3 protein-coding genes are annotated in these 2595 nt (G+C 42.6%); 2 read left to right on the forward strand and 1 reads right to left on the reverse strand.

Going from position 1 to position 2595, the window contains the following annotated elements:
- Positions 1-400: 400 nt before the first annotated feature.
- Both GNF10_RS36360 and GNF10_RS36365 read left to right on the forward strand, forming a co-directional pair.
- Positions 401-646, forward strand: a complete 246-nt coding sequence (locus GNF10_RS36360; protein ID WP_185592487.1) for a hypothetical protein — start codon at positions 401-403, stop codon at positions 644-646.
- A 10-nt stretch (positions 647-656) separates the two neighbouring features.
- Positions 657-2189 (forward strand): glycosyltransferase, encoded by a 1533-nt coding sequence (locus tag GNF10_RS36365; RefSeq protein WP_185580909.1) that lies wholly within the window; start codon positions 657-659, stop codon positions 2187-2189.
- Here the strand turns inward: GNF10_RS36365 and GNF10_RS36370 are convergent.
- A complete protein-coding gene (locus tag GNF10_RS36370; RefSeq protein ID WP_185580908.1) occupies positions 2186-2359 on the reverse strand; it encodes a hypothetical protein in 174 nt (57 codons plus the stop codon). The genes GNF10_RS36365 and GNF10_RS36370 overlap by 4 nt on opposite strands.
- Between the last annotated feature and the right edge of the window lie 236 nt (positions 2360-2595).

Raw genomic sequence — 2595 nt, forward strand, 5'->3', positions numbered from 1 at the left:
CCTTTAAAGTCATAAATATGCTAACAAGGTTTTCTGCACATCTTTTCAATTTCATAAATTTACGAAAAATAGCAAATACCGACATCTACCAAAATGAATAAATTGATTTATATCAGCGTGTAGATTACTTAAAATATCTTTTATGAGACTATTATATAGATTTTAGTATTTACTTATTGTTGTAATATTTGTATCTGGTAGCAAGCATCATCTTGAGTGATAGAATTGCCCAATAAATATGGATTTCCTTTAGCCAATGCGTTGTTGTGGAAGAAATAAATTTACTATTTACTAAGTGTATTGATGTATTCTTGGCAACAAAAGATGCAGATAAAAGTGAAACTACGGCATAAGAGCGAGAATACGTTGAATTTTAAAGAGAAATATCACCTTACCATTTATGCCATCCGGTATATGTGCGCGAACCGCAGTAGCGATTAACTTAAATATTAGGAAAATGCGCGAATTGGCTGGGTTTAAGCTAAAGGGAATCAATAAAAGCCCTTTGGCTTACTTTTTTAGTGATGGTATTGACGTACAGTCTCACTGCCTGCGTTTTTCAGCCTTGGGAGTTTTTAACAAGCTCACTAAGCTGTTATGCTGCCGTGTTCAGGCAAAATCTCTAGTAGAAATCAACCTGTATTAGGAAATGGGCGATGCACATTGGATTTCTCAACCCTCAAGGCAATTTTGATTCAAACAATAGTCACATAACCAAACACCCAGATTTTGGGGGTCAACTGATCTACGTTAAGCAAGTCGCTATAGCTATAGCCGAAAAGGGACACAAAGTTGATATTCTCACCCGTCAAATTATTGACCCGGAATGGCCAGAGTTTGCCCAAACGTTTGACACTTATCCAGGAATCGATAACGTCCGCATTATCCGCTTACCAGCTGGGCCAAAAGAATTTCTCCCCAAAGAGTTGTTATGGACTCATCTGATTAGTGATTGGGTACCCAATATCTTGAAATTTTATCAACAGCAAGGTGGCTTACCCGATGCTATGACTGCTCACTACGCCGATGGAGGACTGTGTGGCGTTCTAATTGAAGAGGATACAGGCATACCTTTTACCTTTACTGCTCATTCTCTCGGTGCCCAAAAGATGGACAAGCTGGAAATCACTTCAGAGAACTTGTTAGAAATAGATGAGCAATTCCATTTTAAATATCGCATCCTAGCCGAACGCTTGAGCATGAATCGCTCGGCCGTTAATATCACCAGTACACGACAAGAACGCTTTCAACAGTATTCTCATCGAGTCTATAAGAGTGCAGTGGATGTAGACAACGACAACCGCTTTGCAGTGATTCCACCGGGAGCAGATTTCTCGATTTTCGGTGCAAAGGCACGTTCCGAAAATGAGAAAGCGACTAAAGAGTTCATTCAGGAGCGATTGGCACGGGACATTGCAGAAGCCCGCCAAGATTTGCCCGTTATCGTCGCATCCAGTCGATTAGAGCCTAAAAAAAACATATTAGGGCTAGTGCAAGCCTTCGCAATTAGTCCAACACTTCAGGAACGAGCTAACTTGATGTTACTTACAGGGGGACTTGACGATCCCTTACGAGAAGAGGCTAGTGACAGCATAGCTGAAGAGGTATTAGCCCCCATTCGAGAGGTAATCAAGGAAAACGACTTGTGGGGCAAAATTAGTGCATTTGGCTTATCAGATCAGTCTCAAGAGTCACTGGCAGCAGCCTATCGGTTTATGGTTAAACGCCGCTCGGTATTTGCGCTGACAGCACTTTACGAACCCTTTGGACTTGCTCCTTTAGAAGCAGCAGTTGCAGGTTTACCAGTGGTAGCAACTAAGAATGGTGGCCCTAGCGAAAGCTTGCGCCAGGGAAATAAGGAATATGGCATACTCGTAGATCCAGAAGATGCTGCTGATATTGCACGAGGCTTGGAGCGGGTGCTATGTGATGCTCAGGAGTGGGACTATTTTGCCCAGGCTGGTCAGCAACGGGTGCTGAAGACGTACAGTTGGGAATCTACTGCTGAAAATTACCTGACTTTGCTTGAGCAGATTCTGTCTTTACCGGAAACCCGCTCTCGCAATAAAATCCTGCCCATCCATCCCTACTTTCGTAATCCAGAATCGCAGACTGATGTTTCTTTGGAAGAATTAAGCGACCTCTACTTTGGAACCAATCAAAAGGCACTAAGCACACCTAGCACTTAAAAGTTTGGTAGTTCTGAACCCAATACTTCTGGCTTTGTGCATTTATAAGGGATTTCCAAGGAATAAATTATCCCAAAAAACGTAGACGCTTCGGCTTGCCGCAGGCTACCACAGAGACAAGGCAGCGCGGTCTTCTCTACGAGACGCTGCGCGATGGGGGTTTCCCCCATGAGCGACTGCCGCGCAGAGAACACAGAGAGAGGAGAGATTAAGAGGATTTTTGTGTTAGTTTTGAAATATTTTTTTATTTGGAAGCCCCTAGAGTTTTTTAAAAAATATATTTATGTAGGTTGGGTGGAGTGAAACGCAACCCAACATTACCACCTTATTTATGTTGGGTTACGCGATCGCTACACCCAATCTACAAACCTAGGGTTTTCAAGGAAGAGGGGATTTAACTTTGAGT

The sequence above is a fragment of the Nostoc sp. UCD121 genome, from assembly GCF_014222285.1.
In the GTDB taxonomy this organism is placed as follows: domain Bacteria; phylum Cyanobacteriota; class Cyanobacteriia; order Cyanobacteriales; family Nostocaceae; genus Nostoc.

Bases quoted from the DNA above. Each gene is read 5' to 3' on its own strand.
- GNF10_RS36370 (WP_185580908.1), bottom strand. From the start codon at position 2,359: ATGGGGGAAACCCCCATCGCGCAGCGTCTCGTAGAGAAGACCGCGCTG.
- GNF10_RS36365 (WP_185580909.1), top strand. From the start codon at position 657: ATGCACATTGGATTTCTCAACCCTCAAGGCAATTTTGATTCAAACAAT.
- GNF10_RS36360 (WP_185592487.1), top strand. From the start codon at position 401: ATGCCATCCGGTATATGTGCGCGAACCGCAGTAGCGATTAACTTAAAT.